At 47.5% G+C, this 18,770-nt stretch carries 25 protein-coding genes and 1 riboswitch; of the genes, 22 read left to right on the top strand and 3 right to left on the bottom strand.

Going from position 1 to position 18,770, the window contains the following annotated elements; all coding sequences use genetic code 11:
- Nucleotides 1–48 precede the first annotated feature (48 nt).
- The 8 genes from ACFO4L_RS16215 to ACFO4L_RS16180 all read left to right on the top strand — a co-directional run bounded on the left by ACFO4L_RS16215 (nt 49) and on the right by ACFO4L_RS16180 (nt 7,553).
- Nucleotides 49–2,103 (top strand): peptidoglycan D,D-transpeptidase FtsI family protein, encoded by a 2,055-nt coding sequence (locus ACFO4L_RS16215; protein ID WP_377910706.1) that lies wholly within the window; start codon nt 49–51, stop codon nt 2,101–2,103.
- A 216-nt stretch (nt 2,104–2,319) separates the two neighbouring features.
- The gene (locus tag ACFO4L_RS16210) at nt 2,320–2,613 is read left to right on the top strand and encodes a hypothetical protein (RefSeq protein ID WP_377910705.1); all 294 of its coding nucleotides are present in this window, start codon (nt 2,320–2,322) and stop codon (nt 2,611–2,613) included.
- 32 nt (nt 2,614–2,645) lie between these two features.
- On the top strand, nt 2,646–3,137 hold the full coding sequence (locus ACFO4L_RS16205; protein ID WP_377910704.1) for a hypothetical protein: 492 nt from the start codon (nt 2,646–2,648) through the stop codon (nt 3,135–3,137).
- Nucleotides 3,138–3,247: 110 nt separating this feature from the next.
- Nucleotides 3,248–3,397, top strand: coding sequence for a 50S ribosomal protein L33 (rpmG, locus tag ACFO4L_RS16200; RefSeq protein ID WP_168006422.1), 150 nt, complete (start codon nt 3,248–3,250; stop codon nt 3,395–3,397).
- A 99-nt stretch (nt 3,398–3,496) separates the two neighbouring features.
- Nucleotides 3,497–4,042 (top strand): 5-formyltetrahydrofolate cyclo-ligase, encoded by a 546-nt coding sequence (locus ACFO4L_RS16195; protein ID WP_377910703.1) that lies wholly within the window; start codon nt 3,497–3,499, stop codon nt 4,040–4,042.
- Entirely contained in the window at nt 4,039–4,803 is a 765-nt protein-coding gene (locus ACFO4L_RS16190) for a DUF92 domain-containing protein (RefSeq protein ID WP_377910702.1), read from the top strand. Before ACFO4L_RS16195 ends, ACFO4L_RS16190 begins: the two co-directional genes overlap by 4 nt.
- A 95-nt stretch (nt 4,804–4,898) precedes the next feature.
- On the top strand, nt 4,899–5,858 hold the full coding sequence (locus ACFO4L_RS16185) for an L-lactate dehydrogenase (RefSeq protein WP_377910701.1): 960 nt from the start codon (nt 4,899–4,901) through the stop codon (nt 5,856–5,858).
- Between the two features lie 105 nt (nt 5,859–5,963).
- Nucleotides 5,964–7,553, top strand: coding sequence for a rhomboid family intramembrane serine protease (locus tag ACFO4L_RS16180; protein ID WP_377910700.1), 1,590 nt, complete (start codon nt 5,964–5,966; stop codon nt 7,551–7,553).
- 32 nt (nt 7,554–7,585) lie between these two features.
- On the opposite strand, the gene ACFO4L_RS16175 is transcribed toward ACFO4L_RS16180, so the two are convergent.
- A complete protein-coding gene (locus tag ACFO4L_RS16175; RefSeq protein WP_377910699.1) occupies nt 7,586–7,990 on the bottom strand; it encodes a YueI family protein in 405 nt (134 codons plus the stop codon).
- A gap of 143 nt (nt 7,991–8,133) precedes the next feature.
- On the opposite strand from ACFO4L_RS16175, the gene ACFO4L_RS16170 reads away from it, so the two are divergent.
- The 4 genes from ACFO4L_RS16170 (at nt 8,134) to ACFO4L_RS16155 (ending at nt 10,600) form a co-directional block, all read left to right on the top strand.
- Nucleotides 8,134–8,328, top strand: coding sequence for a YqgQ family protein (locus ACFO4L_RS16170; protein WP_377910698.1), 195 nt, complete (start codon nt 8,134–8,136; stop codon nt 8,326–8,328).
- A 76-nt stretch (nt 8,329–8,404) separates the two neighbouring features.
- The gene (locus ACFO4L_RS16165; RefSeq protein WP_377910697.1) at nt 8,405–9,376 is read left to right on the top strand and encodes an ROK family glucokinase; all 972 of its coding nucleotides are present in this window, start codon (nt 8,405–8,407) and stop codon (nt 9,374–9,376) included.
- Between the two features lie 7 nt (nt 9,377–9,383).
- Nucleotides 9,384–9,923, top strand: coding sequence for a hypothetical protein (locus ACFO4L_RS16160; RefSeq protein ID WP_377910696.1), 540 nt, complete (start codon nt 9,384–9,386; stop codon nt 9,921–9,923).
- On the top strand, nt 9,920–10,600 hold the full coding sequence (locus ACFO4L_RS16155; RefSeq protein WP_377910695.1) for a hypothetical protein: 681 nt from the start codon (nt 9,920–9,922) through the stop codon (nt 10,598–10,600). Before ACFO4L_RS16160 ends, ACFO4L_RS16155 begins: the two co-directional genes overlap by 4 nt.
- A gap of 18 nt (nt 10,601–10,618) precedes the next feature.
- On the opposite strand, the gene ACFO4L_RS16150 is transcribed toward ACFO4L_RS16155, so the two are convergent.
- Nucleotides 10,619–10,804 (bottom strand): DUF2759 domain-containing protein, encoded by a 186-nt coding sequence (locus tag ACFO4L_RS16150; protein ID WP_377910694.1) that lies wholly within the window; start codon nt 10,802–10,804, stop codon nt 10,619–10,621.
- Between the two features lie 175 nt (nt 10,805–10,979).
- Between ACFO4L_RS16150 and ACFO4L_RS16145 the strand changes: the two genes are divergently transcribed.
- Entirely contained in the window at nt 10,980–11,618 is a 639-nt protein-coding gene (locus ACFO4L_RS16145) for an MBL fold metallo-hydrolase (protein ID WP_377910693.1), read from the top strand.
- A gap of 53 nt (nt 11,619–11,671) precedes the next feature.
- Here ACFO4L_RS16145 and ACFO4L_RS16140 read toward each other — a convergent pair whose 3' ends face one another.
- On the bottom strand, nt 11,672–11,914 hold the full coding sequence (locus ACFO4L_RS16140; RefSeq protein WP_168006401.1) for a DUF2626 domain-containing protein: 243 nt from the start codon (nt 11,912–11,914) through the stop codon (nt 11,672–11,674).
- Between the two features lie 228 nt (nt 11,915–12,142).
- Between ACFO4L_RS16140 and ACFO4L_RS16135 the strand changes: the two genes are divergently transcribed.
- From ACFO4L_RS16135 to gcvT, 9 genes are all read left to right on the top strand, one after another.
- Complete coding sequence (locus ACFO4L_RS16135; protein WP_377910692.1) at nt 12,143–12,601, top strand: YtxH domain-containing protein; 459 nt, start codon at nt 12,143–12,145, stop codon at nt 12,599–12,601.
- 130 nt (nt 12,602–12,731) lie between these two features.
- Entirely contained in the window at nt 12,732–13,799 is a 1,068-nt protein-coding gene (gene comGA / locus ACFO4L_RS16130; protein ID WP_377910691.1) for a competence type IV pilus ATPase ComGA, read from the top strand.
- Complete coding sequence (gene comGB, locus ACFO4L_RS16125; RefSeq protein WP_377910690.1) at nt 13,796–14,824, top strand: competence type IV pilus assembly protein ComGB; 1,029 nt, start codon at nt 13,796–13,798, stop codon at nt 14,822–14,824. Before comGA ends, comGB begins: the two co-directional genes overlap by 4 nt.
- Nucleotides 14,825–14,840: 16 nt before the next feature.
- On the top strand, nt 14,841–15,146 hold the full coding sequence (gene comGC / locus ACFO4L_RS16120; RefSeq protein ID WP_377910689.1) for a competence type IV pilus major pilin ComGC: 306 nt from the start codon (nt 14,841–14,843) through the stop codon (nt 15,144–15,146).
- Nucleotides 15,130–15,567: a competence type IV pilus minor pilin ComGD gene (gene comGD, locus ACFO4L_RS16115; RefSeq protein ID WP_377910688.1), complete on the top strand. Its 438-nt coding sequence runs from the start codon at nt 15,130–15,132 to the stop codon at nt 15,565–15,567. Before comGC ends, comGD begins: the two co-directional genes overlap by 17 nt.
- A 323-nt stretch (nt 15,568–15,890) precedes the next feature.
- Nucleotides 15,891–16,415 carry a competence type IV pilus minor pilin ComGF gene (locus tag ACFO4L_RS16110; protein WP_377910687.1) on the top strand — a complete coding sequence of 175 codons (525 nt, stop codon included), beginning with the start codon at nt 15,891–15,893 and terminating at the stop codon, nt 16,413–16,415.
- Complete coding sequence (locus ACFO4L_RS16105; protein ID WP_377910686.1) at nt 16,412–16,780, top strand: hypothetical protein; 369 nt, start codon at nt 16,412–16,414, stop codon at nt 16,778–16,780. Before ACFO4L_RS16110 ends, ACFO4L_RS16105 begins: the two co-directional genes overlap by 4 nt.
- Entirely contained in the window at nt 16,773–17,285 is a 513-nt protein-coding gene (locus ACFO4L_RS16100) for a shikimate kinase (RefSeq protein ID WP_377910685.1), read from the top strand. The genes ACFO4L_RS16105 and ACFO4L_RS16100 overlap by 8 nt, the downstream gene beginning before the upstream one ends.
- A gap of 103 nt (nt 17,286–17,388) precedes the next feature.
- A riboswitch (glycine riboswitch) is annotated at nt 17,389–17,480 on the top strand.
- A gap of 200 nt (nt 17,481–17,680) precedes the next feature.
- Nucleotides 17,681–18,769, top strand: a complete 1,089-nt coding sequence (gene gcvT / locus ACFO4L_RS16095) for a glycine cleavage system aminomethyltransferase GcvT (RefSeq protein WP_377910683.1) — start codon at nt 17,681–17,683, stop codon at nt 18,767–18,769.
- Nucleotide 18,770: the final 1 nt, after the last annotated feature.

Below are 18,770 nucleotides of genomic sequence, written 5' to 3'. Positions count from 1 at the left end.
TTTTTTCCATCGCTGCCAGCGTACATTATGAGTGAATTGAGGGTTTATATGAGCGATAAATTAATTCATAAATCACATTTGTCTATTCGGCTGAACATTCTTTTCTTCGTCGTGTTTCTGTTGTTTTCGGTGCTTGTTCTCCGGCTCGGCGTGGTACAGATCGTGCAGGGGGAAGGGTTTCAGGAACAATTGGAAGGAGAGGTCAGCACCAGTGAAGCAGTAGAGGCACCCAGGGGCCTGATATATGACCGCTACGGTAACAAGCTGGTGGACAACGAACTCCAGTTAACTGTTACATATACGAACCGGAACCGTCCTCAAGAAGCACTGCTGGATACTGCCGAACGCTTGAACGAATTCATCACCATTGACACAGAAGGCGTAGAATCGAGATTCGACCGAGACCGCCGTGAATTTTGGGCGCTCCTGAACGAAGAAGCATTTCTTGAGAAGCTGTCTTTGGAAGAGCAAAGCGAAGCTGATCTGTCAGATGGTGAAGCACACCAGTATCGAATTGAATCCATTACAGAAGAAGAGCTTGCAACGTTCAGTGAAACGGATTATGAAGTATTTATGATCTGGAGAGAGCTGAACGCGGGGTATAACGATGTGCCGCATAAAGTATTGCGCGGGGTAGAGTATGAAGAAGCTGCCAGGATCATGGAACATATCGACCAGCTGGAAGGTGTAGACATTATTCGTGACTCCGTGCGACGCTATGTTTACGGTGACCAGCTGCGAAACGTATTTGGCTCTGTCGGCTCGATCGAACGGGATGATTTAAGCGCCTATCTCGCTCAGGGCTATGAACGAAACGAGGAAGTTGGAAACAGCTACTTAGAAGCACAGTATGAATCAGTGCTGCGCGGCCGTAAAGGTGAGCGTGAAAGTTATCTGGACGGAAGCGGCAGTGCAGTCCGGCAGCCTTCGGAAAATCCGGGGAGCCGCGGTCAGGATTTAAAGCTCACGGTTGATATGGAGCTCTACCAGCGCGTCAGCAGCGTCATTGATGATGTTTTGGACGATCGTGGCGGAGATTTTGTTGGTGACCCGGATGCGTATGTCGTCATGATGGAACCAGAGACTGGAGAAGTGCTGGCGATGGCAGGAGCTGGCGGTGGCTCTGCAGATTTGCGCACATTTAATGCCAGCTTCGAAGTCGGGTCAGCTATGAAGGGAGCTACGGTACTTGCAGGATATGATACAGGAGTGCTGCCTCCCGGGTCAGGCGTGTATGACCGTCCACTTAATCTGCCCGATTCTCCGACAATCAGCTCTGTAAACAATTTGGGCTATGTAGATGATCTGACAGCGCTTGAACGATCTTCCAACATTTATATGGTGGAAGTAGCGATGAGACTTGTTGATTACGTACCGGGAGTATCCGGTCGAAACTGGGGCAACTTTACGCGGGGCTATGACATTCTTCGTTCTTATTACCAACAGTTCGGGCTTGGTGTTGAAACCGGCATCGACCTGCCGGGTGAATCAGCGGGTATTAACGGGGGTAATCCGTTATTCCCTGGTAATATGCTGTACCTCTCTTTTGGCCAGTTTGATACGTATACACCTATGCAGCTCGCACAGTATGCGTCTGTTATTGCAAACGATGGAGTACGGGTAGCGCCAAGAGTGGTGAGTGAGATTTTGGAGCCGGATCCTCAAAGCGGAGGGCTTGGTACAATTGCCCATCAGTTTGAGCCAAAGATATTAAATACGATTAACGTCGATCAGGAGTACTTCGATCGAATTCAGACAGGCTTTTACAGGGTTGTAAACGGAACTCAGGGAACGGCAAGAGCCTACTTTCAGGACCTCGATGTCGAAGTTGCCGGCAAGACCGGTACGGCGCAAGTGCGCGTAGACGGACAAGATGCGAACAATCAGACTTTTGCCGGCTATGCACCGTATGACGATCCGGAGATTGCCTTCGCCGTCCTTGTGCCGGGTGCGGACTCAGACTCTGATGCTTCCGGTATCGCGAATACGATCGCTGAACAATCATTAGAAGCGTTTTATGAGCTTAAAGAAGAACGCAGCGGCCCGGCTCGACCAGAGGGCGGTTCGGAAGTAGACGAGCCGGACAATGATCCTGCAGATTAATTGAAAATGCCAGCATTCATGCAGGCTGTCACCAGATAACGGCGGCAGCCTGCATGTTCGTTGTTTGGCAGCGGGAGACGAGCGCTTCGCCAGAAATGCCTTCTAGTACTATTCTTGTTTGTACAGAATGAGTGGTGCATTTTAGAGCATTCTTCGCTATAATAGATAACGGTTTTGCACAACACCTACAATTAAATCGTAAAGGATGACCGATGTATGTGGATTTTGATTGGCGTTTTTTCTCTATCTGCGCTGTTTTTCGCGGTAGCATTTTTCAAAAAAGATCCTTACAAACAGCTGGATCGGCAGCTCGAGCAGCAGTCTATTCAAATGATGCAGGAAGTATACTTACTTAAAAAGAAAATTGAACAGCTTGAAGCGCGTCTTGATGGTCCTGATGTTTCCAGAGATGAGCTGCTTACTTTACAGGAAAAGGGTCATTCTCCAGAATCGATTTCGCATAAAACGGGAGTTTCTGTAAAGGATATCGAACGAATTCTTGCAGGATAAATGTACGCTTAAGGCAGAGAGGGTTTCTACTAATGACGAACGATTTCTATAAAGGTGCTGGCTTTATTACCTTTGCGGCTGGTATTTTTTTAGCGGTTAACATGTATTTGTCGACGGATTGGATATCTCCGTCAACAGAACAGGGAAATGACGAAACAGAAACGGAAGAATTAGCAGCTGAGCCTGCGCCAGACGAGGAGTTAACAGCTTCTATGGAAGCGGAGCTTGAACAGCTTCGTAACGAACTTGCCGAGGCAGAAGAAGCGAATGCCATGCTGCAGGAAGCTGATCACGAGCCCGGGGAAGAGCGAATCATCGCTTTCTTAACAGTAGAGTCAGGTATGACAACGAGTGACGTAACCGACTTTTTAGTCCAGACAGGGCTGGTCGAAGAGGAGAGCGAGTTCCGCGACCAATGGAGAGAGAGCGGCAGAGAAGAGCTGCTGCAGCAGGGAAGGTTTGAACTGAATAGCAGCATGGAGTACTTAGAAATGATTGAAACCTTTACCTCTTCCCCATCCTGAGCTTAAAATTTGTATAAAGGAAAATTCCTTTACGGATTCTCTTGATAAGTGAAAAGGAGTCTGCTATTATTTTATAGTATGAGTAAAAATGAGTTTGGAGGGGTATTAACATGCGTGTACAAGTGACTCTTGCCTGCACTGAGACAGGTGACCGTAACTATATTACCACAAAAAATAAGCGTACAAACCCGGACCGTATGGAACTGAAAAAGTACAGCCCGCGTCTTAAGCGCCACACGCTTCACCGTGAAACGAAGTAACGGCTGAAACGGACCCGGATTTTCCCGACAGGGAAATCCGGGTTTTTTTATGCGATAATCGTTCACATAGTTCTTTAGTGGAGGAAAGGTGTGAAGAATATGGATAAAGCTCAACTGAGACAAGAGATGAAGGCAGCGCGCCAGAAAATGCCGGCCGATTCTCGGATGGGATTCGACCGCCAGCTGCAACAGAGCCTTTTTCAGCATCCTTGCTGGATTGAGGCGAAGACTATCGGCCTCACTATTTCTGTCGGGACGGAGACGAATACAGCAGGAATTTTCAAGCGCGCGTGGCTGGAAGGAAAGCGTACGGCGGCGCCTGTAATCGAAAGGGGCGAGATGGTATTCCGCGGCTTTTCGAACAAAAGTGAACTGAAGAAAGCTTCTTTTGGCTTGCTTGAACCAGCCGCAGGCGAAGCGGTCTCAAAAGATATGCTGGATCTCTTGATCGTGCCGGGGCTTGCTTTTAATGACAGCGGATACAGGCTTGGCTATGGCGGGGGTTATTTTGATCGATATTTGATTGATTATAAAGGATGGACAGTTTCACTCGTTTATCCATTTCAGCTTGTAGAGTCGCTGCCTGTTGAATCGTTTGATGTACCGGTAGAAAAACTTCTCATCGCCGCGGAAGAAAAAACATGATGACGATCCTCGCAGCGTGTCTGGCTGCTGCAGGCGCATTTGCAGGCGGGCTGCTTACAGGAAGCGGTCTGGCTGCGTCTCTTGCCGTCGGTATTTCGGTGTCGCTGGTTGGCTGGAACGGTCTATTTTTGCTTGGTTTTTTCTTCGGGTCCTCCTACCTGCTGGAGCGGCTGTTTCGTCCTGCTGAAGAAGTGGAGGCCAAAGGGTCAAGGCGTGATGCCGCCCAAGTGGCTGCGAACGGAGGTGCGGCTGCTGTCGCAGGTCTCGTTTACAGTGTTTTTCCTGCTGCATTCATCATGGCCGCATTTGCAGCATCGTTAGCTGCTGCAACGTCCGATACGTGGGCGTCTGCAGCTGGTAAACGTACGGCGGGGACTGCAGTGCTTATCATTTCCCGTAAACGGGTAAAGGCTGGAGTATCCGGAGCAGTCACTGCGAAAGGTTCAAGCTGGGCTTTTGGAGGTGCTGTATTAACTGCGGCTGCAGCATATCTGCTGTTTGCAGATATAACCGCCCTGCACGCTTTAATCATTGCTGCAGCGGGGTTCACAGGCCAGCTGATTGACTCTGCAGTCGGCGAAAAACTGCAGCTTCTCTATACCTGCCCCGTCTGCGGTGAAGCAACTGAAAAAGAGCAGCACTGCGGGAAACCGACCTTTGTGATTAAAGGCATACGCGGTATAAATAATGACGCTGTGAACATGATTGCTACCTGCAGTGCCGCGTTTCTAGCCGGCTTTTGTGTCTTGTTGTTCACATAAGAAAAAGCAAATGCTATTTATCCGCTTCTCAAAACGACCAGCATCCGGTATAATTAATTGTGAAGAAATTCACAATACTGAAGGGGGTCATCGTCATGACAATTTCAAAAGGACCTTCCCGCGTCGTCGTGATCGGGACTGGATTTGTAGGTTCCAGCTATGCGTTTTCGTTAATTAACCAAAATATCACGGATGAGCTTGTACTGATCGATTTAAACAAAGAAAAAACAGAGGGAGACGTTATGGACCTGAACCACGGCGTTCCATTTGGCGCTCCTACAAAAGTGTGGGCAGGAACATATGCAGATTGCAAAGAGGCAGATATTGTTGTGATCACAGCTGGGGCAAATCAGCAGCCTGGCGAAACAAGGCTGGATTTGATAGAAAAAAATGCTGCTATATTTAAGTCGATTGTTGATAACGTGATGGGTGCTTCATTCGATGGCCTGTTTTTAATTGCAACTAACCCGGTAGACGTGCTTTCATACGCAGTTTGGAAATACTCCGGGCTGCCGATGGAACGCGTCATCGGATCTGGAACGATTCTCGATACTGCAAGATTCCGTTTCATGCTTAGCGAGTATTTTCAGCTCGATGTTCGTAATGTGCATGGCTACATCATGGGTGAGCATGGGGATACTGAACTTCCGGTATGGAGCCAGACGCGAATAGGCTCCGAACATATCGACCGGTACATGAGTAAGTATAAGCCGGAGGGAACGCAGGAGGATTTAGACACTATATTTATAAACGTCAGAGATGCGGCATATCACATTATTGAGCGCAAGGGGGCAACCCATTATGCAATTGCAATGGGCCTTGCTCGGTTGACTAAAACGATCTTAAGAAATGAGCATTCTATTTTAACAGTTTCCACGCTTCTGCAAGGGGAATATGGGCTGCATGATTTGTATATCGGAGTCCCTGCGGTCGTGAGCCGTAAGGGGATCGAACGGATCGTAGAGATTGATCTTTCAGAAACAGAGGAAAAACAGCTCAAACATTCTGCTGAAGTCCTGAAGCAGGCAATGAAGCCTGTATTTCATGTACAATAATAAATAGAAGGCGGATGTCCTGCTGCACCCCCATCCCGGACGGGTGGGGGTTCCATACGATGTTCGCACGATAGATAAAGAGTCAGGGTGAAGGGGGGGCTGAGCATGGATGCGCTGCAGGCAGAAATACAGTTTTGGGAGCTGGCTGATCACCTTTCCGGATCGGAAGGATTAAACATTGTGCATGTTAATGAAGACGGTCCGATTGTTTGGATGGAAGATGATAGAAAAAAGCCCGGCTCTGTGATTCGTTTGCAATTAAAAAGCTACGATTGGAGCAGGCAGCTTCGCAATGATATAAACCGGACCTATGAATCAGCGAAAACGGTTCGCAAACGATTGAAAATGCGTTCGGCGAACGTGATTAATGTGATCCTCGCTCCATTTACTCCCGTAGACAGCTATGAAGAAGATGTTTCAAAGCCGCTTCCGCTTACTGCAGGTGGTAAAAATCAGATGAGAACCATACTGATCCCTTCATCTGAGCTCGAAGAGAAGCTGTTTCCGTTAGCAGTTGAATGGAAGCTTGAGCATATGCCTGATTTCTCAGGAGCAGGAGCTGCAGATGATCACGAGATGTATGTCAAACAGCTGAAGCAGCGTGTGAAGAAACGATATGAGACGCGTCAAAACGAAGCGAAAGAAGTGTTCTTTTATGGAAAGCCGCGACTAACCTTTTTCCTGCTTGCCTCCATTGCGGCTGTTTTTCTGCTTATGGAGCTGGAAGGGTCTTCTATGAGTACCCTTACGCTGATTGAATTTGGAGCAAAATTTGATCCGCTTATACTGGAAGGGGAATGGTGGCGATTCTTTTCAGCTATGTTCCTGCACATCGGAATGCTCCATCTGTTTATGAACTCATTGGCGTTGTTTTATCTTGGAACAGCCGTCGAACGGATTTTTGGCACAGCCAGGTTTGCCTGGATTTATTTTGCGGCCGGCCTTGCCGGGTCACTGTCGAGCTTTGTCTTTAATGACAATATATCGGCCGGTGCCAGCGGAGCAATTTTCGGCTTGTTCGGGGCGCTGCTCTATTTTGGCGTCAGAAATAAAAAGCTTTTTTTCAGGACATTTGGAACGAGCATTCTGGTGATTCTCGTCATTAACATTGTATTCGGTTTCAGCGTGCCTATGATTGACAACGGTGCCCACCTTGGCGGACTGGCAGGCGGGTTTCTCGCAGCCTCAGCAGCAGGTCTGCCAAACAGACAGGGAAGCTGGCTGCGCCCTGCAGGTCTGCTCACGATGGCTGCAGCCGGGAGTATCCTCGTGGCTGTCGGCTTCGGACAAGAAGTAGATGGCAGCCAGCTTCAAGCGGTATACTATGAACTTGGAAGAGAGTCGGTAGAGGCAGAGCAGTTTGATCAGGCTGAGGAGTATTTAACGACCGCACTGTCTTTTGATCCTCCGGAAAACGGACCAATCCCGGCAGATGTGCTGCTGCCAAATGCATATTTTCTGCTAGCGTATGCACAAATTCAGGAAGAGCAATATGAGCAGGCTGAAGAAAATCTGGAGCAGGCGACCGCGCTCCGCGATGATTTCCACGAAGCATTTTACAACCTGGCGCTGCTCCAGTACGAGCGCGGGGAATATGAACTGGCACTGGAATCAATTGATCGTGCGATTGAAGTGAGAAACGAGGAAGACTATGTGGAACTGCGGGATCAAATCACCGGTTCGTCCGAGATATGATTCCGCTTTTTTGACATCGTCAATCGTACATATCACCGGTCGGCTTCTTCCATATCCTGATCGAAAATGTCATCCTCAATATAAATGGAAGATGTATGAACAGGCTTATATTGGGACGTGAGTACAATTCCCAGCGGTGTTGAGTGAAAGTCATTGTGAACGGTGAATGGCACGTTAAGTCTGCCGGCCTCTTTTACATAATTGCTGTAAGATGTGTAGGGCAGATTCCCATTGATCAGAAGCCTGATATCGGAGTGACGCTTCATCAGCTCGACGGCTTCATCATACATTCCTGCTTTATAAACCTGGCCGTTGGTCAATGCCAGATATACCCGTTCTGCAAACGTACCTAGAAACAGATGCTTTTCTTCTGGACGAAGCTCAGGCTTTCCATATATACCTTCTTTTATGATTTGTGCTAATTTAGTGTCGTTCATGAGTAAATCCTCCAATTTGTGAAATACTGAACAAACTAATCATATCATGCTTTATGAGATTATTCAATGCTCTATTCAAGGAATCCTGCCGTGAACGTGAATACAGAATCTGATATAATGACACTGGTCAGGAGGGTTGAACGTTGACGTATGCGGAACTGCTTTCCCATCTACGCACATACCACATGATTGTTTATACTGGCGATGCCAGAGCCGATCTCGAGATGATAGCAGATGAACTGAAGGAACAATATCAACTAGGTATTATTGATAGCGATTTTTATCGGGAGGCGATGCAGGCAGTCTACGAGAAGAGAAATCGGCTGTCAACAACATAGATGCAGTTTCCTGCTGAAGAAAAAATACACGACAATACATATACAGATTTTTTGTTTAAAAGAGAGGGGAATACGGATGGGAAAGTTAGAGTCATTGGTAGCGGGGATAGATGTAGGAGGAACGACGGTGAAAATAGCCCTGATTGATCAGGAGGGCACCATTCATCAGAAATGGGAAATTCCTACGAATCAGCAGGCGCAAGGTGCCTATATTATGGAGGAGACTGCGGCTTCTATTAAGGCGAAATTAAAACAGGATAATCTGTCGATTGTTGCAGCTGGCGTGGGGGCACCCGGCTTCATTGATGTTGAGCATGGCATCATCACCGAAGCAGTTAATGTCGGATGGAAAGACTATGCACTAAAACAGGAGCTTGAAGCGCTCCTGCATGTGCCGGTCGTAGTCGATAACGATGCTAACCTCGCTGCCGGGGGTGAAAAATGGAAAGGCTCCGGCGCCGGGGCGTCTAATTTGCTTGCCGTCACGCTTGGAACGGGCGTCGGCGGAGGCATAATTGCCGGCGGAGAAATCATTCACGGCGAATTCGGCATGGCTGGTGAGATCGGACACATTCAATCTGTCCGGGAAAACGGAGCACGCTGTAACTGTGGGAAGAACGGCTGTCTTGAAACGGTTTCTTCGGCAACTGGCATAGCTCGGCTGGGACTGGAGAAAGTGCAAACAGAACGCCGCGGGTATCTGCAGGAACGATTAGCCGAACAGGGAACGATTTCTGCCAAGGATGTACTGGATGGTGCCCGTGCAGGTGATCCGGACGCAGAAAGTGTTTTTGAAGAAGCAGCGGAGCACTTAGGCTTTGCGCTTGCTAATCTCTGTAACTCATTAAATCCTGAAGTGATAGTCGTCGGTGGAGGTGTATCTAAGGGAGGAACGTTTCTGACAGATGCTATTTCCCGTCATTTTAAGCGGTTTGCCATACCGGTAATCGGTGAAAAGACGAAAATACACCTTGCCGTGCTCGGTAATGATGCAGGTGTGATTGGTGCAGCATGGTTAGCATCTAAAACGTTCTTGAAAGGGGCATGACAGCTTTATGAAGGGGAATAAAACAGTTATCTTTCTGCCTCTTGCCGTCATGGCTATGCTTTTCGTATTTGGTTATGTGTCGATGAGCGGAACAGGCGGATTTACAAACACCGATCTGGAAGAAAATCTGGAGCTTACGGTTCGCCAGGAGGCGCCGCTTCAGCTGAACTGGCAATGGGGAAGTTTTCCAGAGGATGGAATCGCAGGGCAGGATTATGTAGAAATTATCTCTGAATCGGAGCCTGATTCGGTCAATCTGACACTTACGCACGGTGATGAAACGCTGTACGAAAGCAGCTCCTGGTTTCAGACAGAGCATGGTTTTGCGGTTGCGTTTCCAACCTATACAGATGGTGAACAGATAATCGGAGCTCTCGGCCAGGTAGAGTTTGGCGGAATGGAACCAGAAATGATGGATGAAGTTCGTTATCATCATACGTGGGCTGACGCAGAAATAGACGAAGATACTCCTGATCTGGAAGCAGAGCTTGCCGATTTGCTTCCAGCTAATTCCTGGACGAAGCGGCTATCGGGGGAGGAGCTGTGAAAATCTCTGGGCTGTCACACGCCAGAGGTATTTTCTTTATTGGTCCAACAAGTATCTCGGAGGTAAAAGATTCGACGGTCTATGAGCCTGTAAAAAAAACAGCTCTATGGCAGTTGGAGCTGTTAATGAAGGCATGGCGGAGCCTCTCGCTGCCGTTCCAGGCCGCTATCCTGCTGCCGACAGCTGTTTTTCTCGCGGCAGGAGTGTGGCAGCAGGAATGGTTCTGGCTGCATGCTGCGATCCTTTATCTAATCTCGTTTCATTTCTGGTTTCCTCAGCAGCTGAGGCGCTATCACGGTGCAGAGCATATGGCATTTACAATTCGCAGACAGCGGCTGCCGCAGGCAAAATGGATGGAAGCCGACGTACGAAACGCCGGCTGTTCCACTGCTCCTGCCTTTACGGCATGCCTGTATCTTGCTGTGCTGCTGCCAGTGCACGGTCTTGAAATGCACGGTTTTCTGCTCATTGCAGCTGCACTCGGAGCGGCCCTGCTCACAGAACTGCTGCGAAGGCGCTTTCCTGAGCGCTTGTTCTTTCTCACGCGGGTCTCAGGCAGCCTGCAGAAGAATGCTACAACAGCACTTCCAAATCAGGCTGCTGTGGCGTGTGCGGTGGAAAGTCTTGAAAAATTAATAAACTGCGAAAAAACACCGGTCAGCGCGAAATCGCGCTAACCGGTGTCTGTCGTAGCGTCAGGCAACAACGCCGCCGCCGCCTGTAAAGATGACTGCAAAAAGTGTACGGACAGAGAACCATCCAAATACGGCTACTGAAACAAAGGCAAATCCAGCTCCAAACACATTTTTGCGCTTCATCTCTTTAATCATGCCAAGTAAAGATAAAATAGTAACACCAAGAGTTATGAGTCCAAGAAACATGCATGTAACCTCCTTCTCGCAAGCTGACAATAAATATGTAGCAGCCTGAAAATACGAAACTGCTTCCATATTTTATTTTACTTTTTTTCTGCAGATTTGTCGAGAGAAGTCTTGCATTTCCATCGGGCGTAAAGGAGAATGTGACAATACATTGACAATAATGGAGGGAATCGATATGAAAATTGAACAGCTGCCACTCGGTGCGCTGCAGACAAATTGTTATATTATCTATGAGAAAAGCAGTGCAATCGTCGTAGACCCGGGCGGTAATTTTGACCAGTTGAATAACCGGATTCACGAGCTTGATGTCACTGTTCAGGCTATTCTGCTGACACACGCCCACTTTGATCATATTGGTGCTTTACAGGAAGCCGCAGATACGTGGAATTGTCCGGTTTATCTGCACGAAGCTGAGAAGGAGTGGCTTGGAGATCCGGATAAAAACGGTTCATCTAAGTTTCCAGGTATCGTTCATGTCACTGCCTCAGAAGCAGACGTGCTCTGGACAGATACCGGAGATAAAAGCGTAGGAGATTTCAAATTCGTTCTCATGCACACCCCTGGCCATTCTCCCGGAAGCGTAACGTATTACTTCCCGCAGCTTCAAACAGCGGTTTCAGGTGATGTTCTGTTTAAAGGTGGAGTAGGCAGGACAGATTTATATGAAGGTGATCACGACTTACTGATGGAGACCATTCATGAGACGATGCTTTCCCTGCCGGAGGACACGAAGGTTTTAAGCGGACACGGACCGGAAACGGTAATTGGTATTGAAATGGACACGAACCCTTTTATTAACGGATTCGGCTGGTAGCCGACAATAATAAAACAATAAAAACCACCCGGCATGAACCGGGTGGTTTTGCATCAGTGTCCGACGCTTGGTACCATGATGAATGTCGTGTAATAAGTAAAGCCGACGAAAAAGACCGTTAAGTATGCTCCGAAAATATAAATATAGGCCCGTTCAGACAGGTTAAGATAGCTCAGCGCGATAAAGACTGCCGTTTGAGCAAAGAATAAAATAGCAGCTTCCAGCATGTCCCCGACCAGAAACAAAACAGCAAAAATTCCGGTCCAGAAACCGAGAACCCGAAACATGCGCTCCATGCTTTTCCCCTCCTTCTATGTAGTAGCTTCAAATAAGTATGAACGAAAGTAAGTTCACCTTATTATAAATCTTTCATATACGGTTTGTAAACTGATGTCATGAAAACGTTTGTGAACATTACGTTGCATCCAAACGGAAAATCATGTTTATTTTTCCGAAATAGAAGGAATTAGACAAATTATGTAGAACAAACTTACATACGTACTTTTAAAAGGAGGATGTTAGGAATGAGTAAAATGGACACGAAAGACTTTATTATAGGGGCACTTGCAGGTGCAGTCGTAGGTGCAGCGGCAGCGATGCTGTATGCGCCAAAATCAGGGCGTGAGCTTCGTACGGATATTAACGAAAAAGCTTCCAGCGTAGCTGATCGTACGTCCGAATGGACAAACACAGCAAAAGAAAAAGGAGCGGAATATTCTCAAACTGCCAAGCAAAAGTCTGATGAATGGACTAGTGCTGCCAAAGAACAATTTGAGCGAGTAGCAGAGAAAGCTTCTGGAGTAAAGGACAAAGCGTCTGATATGGGCGAAGAGCTGGCTGAAGATGTAAAGAGCATTATGGAAACAGAAAAGACAGAAGGAAAAAAGCTCGCTGAACAGGTTGTTCAGGAAATTGAAGAAACGAAGCAGCGTCTGCGCAGCGACGTGGAAGCTCTTAAGACAGAAGAAAAAAACAAGCAGTAGATAGAAGCCGCCTTAAGAAAGATCTTGAGGCGGCTTTTTTACTTTCCGATCAACAGGAAAATAAAAGCAGGAATTTTCGAATGGGTGTCGAATATATGTTCTATAGCCTAATAGAAAAGGATGGTGGTTTATGGAAGCACCTGCAGCGTTAAAACAACTGCTGGCTGATGCTGTTAAATTGAAAGCCTCTGATATTCACCTTATTCCGGCAGAAAATGGTCTTAGAATCAGGTACCGCGTCGATGGAGTTCTGCTGGACATCAGACAGATTCCGTTCTCTTCAGGAAGAAAGCTTGTCTCCCATATGAAGTTTATTGCTGGTATGGATATTGGTGAACGGCGCCGTCCGCAGAATAAGAGAATGGAAGTGACGCTTCAAGGACAAACGATTTTTGTCAGACTGTCCACATTTCCATCAGCACTGCTCGAAACACTTGTACTTCGTATTTATCCGGTCGAATCTTCAGCCGGCCTGCTGAACCTGACGCTATTCCCCAGTCAGGCAGCCTCCCTTCAGAAATTAATCCATTGCCCGCACGGACTCATTCTTATATGCGGTCCAACCGGTTCCGGAAAGACTACTACACTATACTCCCTACTGAAAGACAGAATGACATATGCAACAGAAAATATTATGACACTTGAAGATCCTGTAGAGCGCAAAGAATCAGGACTGCTGCAAATGGAAATAAACGAAAAAGCGGGCGTTACGTATGCTGCCGGTCTGCGCAGTTTACTTCGACATGATCCCGATCTGATCGTCATTGGTGAGATCAGAGATGAAGAAACAGCGGCTGTAGCAGTGAAAGCTGCGATGAGCGGTCACCTCGTTCTCTCCAGTCTTCACTGCAGTTCCGCTTCAGCTGCAGTCAGGCGGATGCTGGACCTGGGTGTTGACCGGGCTGATTTGCAGGAAGTGCTGCATGGTACTGTGTCGCAGCGGCTTGCAGATCTTGCCTGCCCATATTGCAACAGTTCGTGCTCTATTTATTGCAGAAGCAGGCGTGAAGTCAGAAGGAAAGCGATATTCGAAATTCTTATGGAACAGGAGCTGCAAGATGCGTTTCATCAGCTTGAGACAGGGGTTCCTGCTTCAGTCCCACGCATCGATATGCAGAGACTCCTTATTAAAGGTACGGCACTCGGCTACATTCCATTCAGCGCCTGGAAGCAGAAACGAAAAGGTTCGGTTCGTTGAAAAAGCGGAGCGGGTTTAGAAACGATATGGAACGCGGCAGAATGCTGCTCGGCATTTCTGAGCTGTTACGAGAAGGGTATATGCTGACTGATGCGATCGGTCTGTATGGGTCGTTCTTAAGCGGTCGGGCAAAGGCATGGCTGGAAGATGCTGAAGAACAGCTGCATCAGGGAGAGCTCTTCAGCGAACAGCTTTCAGAGGCCGGTTTCACAGGTGAAATTGTTAGTTATCTGAAAATGATGGAGCTTCACGGGTCCTTTCAAAACGGAATGGAAAACAGCGGGCGGCTGCTTGTGAAGCGGGCGGAAATGCAGAAGGAAGTAAGAAATGTTCTATATTATCCAATAGTACTCATAGCTGCTGTCGTTGTCCTCGGCATTGTTTTAATGGAGGGGATTCTGCCTCAATTCGAACAATTTTTTGCGGCAATGGGGAGTGAACTGCCTGTCTACACGAAAGTGCTGCTGTTTTTAATTGAATGGGTGCGTATTCCATTCATTTTAGTATTCAGCGTAGCCTTGCTGCTGACCGGGATATGGTTTCAGCGGCTGCCTGTGAGCCGGAAAATTCAATTGCTGTTAAAACTGCCGGGATTGCGTACATATGTGAAGCAGCTGCTAACGTACTTTCTTTGTGCCCAGACAGGGCCGCTCCTGCGCGGAGGGATGTCGCTGCAGGAATCTCTTCTGACGCTTGAGGAAGACGCAGAAATACGGTTTTTTCAAGGGGAGGCAGCATCGCTGAGAGAGGGGTTAACGAGTGGGAGGCCGATGACGGAGCTGATTGCTGAACGATCTTACTATGTGCCCCAACTGGGAAACGTCTGGACGTTTGGTGAATCCAGAGGAAAGCTTGGAGAAGAGCTGGAGGCATTTGCTAATTATATGATGCAGCAAATTCAGTTGCAGACAGGAAACATGATTCGTATTATACAGCCCGCTGTGTTTATTCTCGTAGGGACGGTCGTAATGATTTTGTTCTTATCAATGATGATGCCAGTATTTTCCATTATGGAATCATTTTAAAAAGGAGGAAAAAGACATGAAAAAGCGATTATCGGAAAAAGGATTTACGCTGATTGAGGTGATGGTTGTTCTCGTCATCATCTCCATTCTGCTGCTAGTATTCATTCCAAACTTGACTAAAAACCAGGGGGTTGCCAACAGTAAAAGCTGTGAAGCAGTACTGGAGCTTACGGAAGCTCAGATTTTAGCGTATAAAGCCGATCATGGAACACTGCCAAGCTCCATTGCAGATCTGAAAGGTGACTATCTCGATTCAGATACGTGTCCGGACGGTTCACCTATCACCATAAACGGTTACCGGGCCAGTGTTTCGTCCAATTAAGCAGCATGGGTTTACCTTGATGGAAACGATGGTTGGGCTCGCAGTGATCTCAATCATTATCTCCATTGGAATATTAGCGGTGGAACAAACGGTTTTTCAGCTGAATAAAGAGCGAATCATTTACGAATTACGAACAGATTTGCTCAAAGCTCAGCATCACGCAGTATACACCGGTAAAGAGGTAAACGTCAGATTTTCTCCTGACGGCTCATATGAAATAAGAACGTCGTCGGGTCAACTTACGAGGAAACATCATCCCAACGTTACGTTTCAACGGTTGACGCTGGGGCTCCACGAAGTTGTATTTTTACCTAACGGAAACATTCGGAAATTCGGACAGCTGCGAATGGAAATAGAGGACGAAGTCTACCGGATTGTGTTTATGATCGGAGGTGGCAGATTTTATGTGGAAGCTGTCTGAGCGGGGCTACATCATGCTGGAAGTCTCTCTTGCTTTATTGATTCTCGCAGCTGCGGCTCTTGTTTGTTCTGCTGTAATAGGAGCCTACGGGATGGAACGGGATAGCCGTCATCTTGAAAAAACGGCAGCAGCGTACCTTGCCCAGTTGTCACTTGCGGATGCTGAAGCTAAAACAGTGCTAGATGTGGAGGGGGTGCAATGGAAGGTTGCCAGTTACAATGCTGAGCCTTTTACGGAAGTCTGTTTATATAATAAAACGCATAAACGCGAGATTCGGAACTGCAGATATTTTTTCAGCGGACCGCAAAGCCAGAGGTGGAATTATGATTCAGGTCCTCGCGGGGTTCCTGGCTCTCATGATAATCATTCTGCTTTTTACAGCAGGCTATGCGGTATTGGTGATGACTCTGACAGAAGAGCCTGGCTTTCATCCGTATGAATTTGCAGTGTTTAGCTCCCAGCTTGAACAGGAAATCAAGCAAGCGGACTCGTTATCCGTTTCGCCTGGCGGCGACCGGCTGGTGATGACGGCTGATGGAGCGGTTGTAACATACGAGCCTTATGGATCAGGGATAAGAAGGCGTGTTAATTACACGGGCCATCAGATGATGCTGCAGCAGGTATCCAGCTTTACCTTTACCGTCAGTGATGAATCGGTAACTGTTGCAGCGACCGGTTCCGGAAGAACACATCGCGCAGCTCTGCTGTATCCCGGGGGTTTATTACATCGTTCTTATCAGATAAAACATACTAACAAGCCTGGCGATTTGAAACGTGATGAATCGTGCCTGCCCGATCGGAATTCGCTCACACAAGGTGTCTGCCTGGTTGACAGGAGCAGCAATTGAACAGCGAGAAAGGGTTCGCTTTACTTTATGCGATGCTATTACTGCTGATGATGAGCACGGCTGTCCTCGTCATCACTGCTGACATACAGAATATGCATGCCCTTCATGAACAGGAAATGAAAAGAAAAAACACAGCAATGCTCCAGCAGTCAGCGTTAGAATCGCTTATCCATTCAGGATTTTCAGAAGAATTAACCTGGAGCTACAGGAAAGATCAAATTCATGTGCAGCGTGATCCGCTTGAAGAAAATCGTTTTTTCATAACTGTCACATCCGGCTCCTATACAAGAGAGGCAGAGTTTGTCTATAATGAGGAAAGCCGACAGATTTCAGCTTGGAAGGAGCGCGTATGGAGTCATGACTAAAAGGGAAACGGTTTATTTAACCGGATTTATGGGCGCTGGTAAAACCACGTGCGGCAAGCTGCTTGCCGAAAAATTGAGCTTGCCGTTTATTGATCTGGATGACTGGATTCAGAAGCATCACAAAAAGTCAATTCCAGCTATATTTGCTGAAGAGGGAGAAGCTGGTTTTCGGAAGCGGGAACTGGATGCGTTGAAGACGGTATCGGGGTCAGCTGCAGTAGTCTCGACAGGAGGGGGGATAGTGGAAACTCCCGAAGCTCGAAACCTTCTGTCTAAAAACAGCTGTTTTTATTTGAGCGCCCCTTTTGAAGAACTGTTTAAACGAATCGAAGGGGATGCCTCAAGACCGCTCGCCCTGCTCGAAAAACCGAAACTTCAGGAACGATACGATAAGCGGGTGCCGCTATATGAAGAGTGTGGGTACTGCATTGATTCCGAGAAACTGACACCTGAAGAGCTGTGTGAAAAGCTTGCCGGGATGCTTCATAAACGCGATCCCATGTAATGGCTGTAAATGCGCCTGTTTCTAAAGGAATGACTTGCCTGAAAAAAGAGAATAGTGGTACGATAAAGACGCAGGAACGACATGTGAGAAAGATATAATGCGAATGACAGCAAGGGGAGAGAACGGAATCACCGTCGCCGAAGGAGCAAGCGAATTATCGTGAATCTCTCAGGCAAAGCAGACTCTTGTTGGACGCATCTCTGGAAAGACCCGTGCAGGAATGGGTCACCGATGGGGAAACTTTCCCCGGAGCCGCATGCTCCAGTGGAAAGGTAAACTCTCAGGTCAACAGGACAGAGGCGTACAGGTGCTGAGGCATCCGTATGCACTCTGTCCTTTTTCGTTCTTTGCGACCAGTCAATACATAACATAATTCAGAATCAGGGGTGGAAAACATGGGGAAACGTACACCGCTTTACGACCGTTATGCAGCATACGGAGGCAAAACGATTGATTTTGGAGGCTGGGATCTCCCGGTTCAGTTTAGTTCGATTAAAGAAGAGCATGAAGCTGTCAGGACAAAAGCCGGTTTATTTGATGTTTCGCATATGGGAGAAATTCGTGTCACTGGTGAAGGAACTCTGGATTTTCTGCAGAAAATGCTCACAAACAATGTGGAAAAGGCGGCTGATGGACAGTGTCAGTACACAGCAATGTGCTATGAAGATGGAGGAACGGTCGATGATCTGTTAATTTACCGGTTCAACTCCGAAGATGTGCTGCTCGTCGTAAATGCTGCGAACATTGAAAAAGATGAAGAGTGGCTGCGAAAGCACGCAGATGATCGTGTCACGATAACAAATGAGTCAGAGGAAACGGCCCAGCTTGCACTTCAGGGTCCTAAAGCAGAAGAACTGCTGCAGGAGCTCAGTGACACGAATCTTGCCGATATTTCCTTTTTTCGCTTTCGAGAAGTGAAAATTGACGGTGTAAACGCAGTTGTATCAAGAACTGGCTACACTGGAGAAGACGGGTTTGAAATCTATCTTCATCAAGATCGGGCAGCTGAACTTTGGGATACGCTCATTGATCAAGGAGCAGCTCCGATCGGTCTTGGCGCAAGAGACACGCTGCGTTTTGAAGCAAAGCTTGCGCTCTATGGTCAGGAGCTTTCTGCGGACATTACTCCGATTGAAGCTGGAATCGGGTTTGCTGTTAAAACAGATAAACCGTCGGATTTTCTAGGAAAAGCGACGCTTCAACAACAAAAAGCAGATGGGCCCCCGAGAAAGCTTGTCGGGATCGAGATGATCGATAAAGGCATTCCGCGGAATGGCTATAAGGTGTTTGGCGAGGAAACGGAAATCGGTTTTGTCACAAGCGGTACACAGTCCCCCACCCTGGGTAAAAATGTCGGTCTGGCTTTGCTGTCGGCTGACTGGACCGCAATTGGTACAGAAGTAGTGGTGCAGGTCAGAAAGAAAAAACTGAAAGCTGTTGTCGTTGAAACCCCGTTTTATAAACGATCTAAAGGAGGAAACTAAC

Origin of the sequence: Bacillus daqingensis (assembly GCF_042654445.1) — a bacterium.
Classification (GTDB): domain Bacteria; phylum Bacillota; class Bacilli; order Bacillales; family Salisediminibacteriaceae; genus Alkalicoccus; species Alkalicoccus luteus.
This window is presented reverse-complemented; position numbering and strand designations above follow the sequence as displayed.

Bases quoted from the DNA above. Each gene is read 5' to 3' on its own strand.
- ACFO4L_RS16215 (WP_377910706.1), top strand. From the start codon at position 49: ATGAGCGATAAATTAATTCATAAATCACATTTGTCTATTCGGCTGAAC.
- ACFO4L_RS16210 (WP_377910705.1), top strand. From the start codon at position 2,320: ATGTGGATTTTGATTGGCGTTTTTTCTCTATCTGCGCTGTTTTTCGCG.
- ACFO4L_RS16205 (WP_377910704.1), top strand. From the start codon at position 2,646: ATGACGAACGATTTCTATAAAGGTGCTGGCTTTATTACCTTTGCGGCT.
- rpmG (WP_168006422.1), top strand. From the start codon at position 3,248: ATGCGTGTACAAGTGACTCTTGCCTGCACTGAGACAGGTGACCGTAAC.
- ACFO4L_RS16195 (WP_377910703.1), top strand. From the start codon at position 3,497: ATGGATAAAGCTCAACTGAGACAAGAGATGAAGGCAGCGCGCCAGAAA.
- ACFO4L_RS16190 (WP_377910702.1), top strand. From the start codon at position 4,039: ATGATGACGATCCTCGCAGCGTGTCTGGCTGCTGCAGGCGCATTTGCA.
- ACFO4L_RS16185 (WP_377910701.1), top strand. From the start codon at position 4,899: ATGACAATTTCAAAAGGACCTTCCCGCGTCGTCGTGATCGGGACTGGA.
- ACFO4L_RS16180 (WP_377910700.1), top strand. From the start codon at position 5,964: ATGGATGCGCTGCAGGCAGAAATACAGTTTTGGGAGCTGGCTGATCAC.
- ACFO4L_RS16175 (WP_377910699.1), bottom strand. From the start codon at position 7,990: ATGAACGACACTAAATTAGCACAAATCATAAAAGAAGGTATATATGGA.
- ACFO4L_RS16165 (WP_377910697.1), top strand. From the start codon at position 8,405: ATGGGAAAGTTAGAGTCATTGGTAGCGGGGATAGATGTAGGAGGAACG.
- ACFO4L_RS16160 (WP_377910696.1), top strand. From the start codon at position 9,384: ATGAAGGGGAATAAAACAGTTATCTTTCTGCCTCTTGCCGTCATGGCT.
- ACFO4L_RS16150 (WP_377910694.1), bottom strand. From the start codon at position 10,804: ATGTTTCTTGGACTCATAACTCTTGGTGTTACTATTTTATCTTTACTT.
- ACFO4L_RS16145 (WP_377910693.1), top strand. From the start codon at position 10,980: ATGAAAATTGAACAGCTGCCACTCGGTGCGCTGCAGACAAATTGTTAT.
- ACFO4L_RS16140 (WP_168006401.1), bottom strand. From the start codon at position 11,914: ATGGAGCGCATGTTTCGGGTTCTCGGTTTCTGGACCGGAATTTTTGCT.
- ACFO4L_RS16135 (WP_377910692.1), top strand. From the start codon at position 12,143: ATGAGTAAAATGGACACGAAAGACTTTATTATAGGGGCACTTGCAGGT.
- comGA (WP_377910691.1), top strand. From the start codon at position 12,732: ATGGAAGCACCTGCAGCGTTAAAACAACTGCTGGCTGATGCTGTTAAA.
- comGC (WP_377910689.1), top strand. From the start codon at position 14,841: ATGAAAAAGCGATTATCGGAAAAAGGATTTACGCTGATTGAGGTGATG.
- ACFO4L_RS16110 (WP_377910687.1), top strand. From the start codon at position 15,891: ATGATTCAGGTCCTCGCGGGGTTCCTGGCTCTCATGATAATCATTCTG.
- ACFO4L_RS16100 (WP_377910685.1), top strand. From the start codon at position 16,773: ATGACTAAAAGGGAAACGGTTTATTTAACCGGATTTATGGGCGCTGGT.
- gcvT (WP_377910683.1), top strand. From the start codon at position 17,681: ATGGGGAAACGTACACCGCTTTACGACCGTTATGCAGCATACGGAGGC.